Annotated in this window: 1 rRNA gene; it reads left to right on the top strand. The window is 57.5% G+C overall.

Features of this window, described 5'->3' with window-relative positions:
* Window positions 1–538 (top strand): 23S ribosomal RNA (locus ISO4_RS16890); the annotation flags it as partial.
* Window positions 539–574: the final 36 nt, after the last annotated feature.

Raw genomic sequence — 574 nt, 5'->3', positions numbered from 1 at the left:
GCAGGTGCGAAAGCAGGTCTTAGTGATCCGGTGGTTCTGTATGGAAGGGCCATCGCTCAACGGATAAAAGGTACTCCGGGGATAACAGGCTGATACCGCCCAAGAGTTCACATCGACGGCGGTGTTTGGCACCTCGATGTCGGCTCATCTCATCCTGGGGCTGAAGCCGGTCCCAAGGGTATGGCTGTTCGCCATTTAAAGAGGTACGCGAGCTGGGTTTAGAACGTCGTGAGACAGTTCGGTCCCTATCTGCCGTGGGCGTTGGAGATTTGAGAGGAGCTGCTCCTAGTACGAGAGGACCGGAGTGGACGAACCTCTGGTGTTCCGGTTGTCACGCCAGTGGCACTGCCGGGTAGCTACGTTCGGACGGGATAACCGCTGAAAGCATCTAAGCGGGAAGCCTCCCTCAAGATGAGATCTCCCTGGGCACTTGATGCCCCTAAAGGGCCGTGGAAGACCACCACGTTGATAGGCGGGATGTGGACGCGCTGTGAGGCGTGAAGCTAACCCGTACTAATTGCCCGTGCGGCTTGACCATATAACGCCAAAGCGGTCACGGTGTGGCCTGCGAAAC

This window comes from Alloalcanivorax venustensis ISO4, assembly GCF_015356855.1.
Taxonomy (GTDB): domain Bacteria; phylum Pseudomonadota; class Gammaproteobacteria; order Pseudomonadales; family Alcanivoracaceae; genus Alloalcanivorax; species Alloalcanivorax venustensis.
Note: the sequence above shows the minus strand (reverse complement) of the source record. Positions and strands in the feature narration are given on the sequence as shown.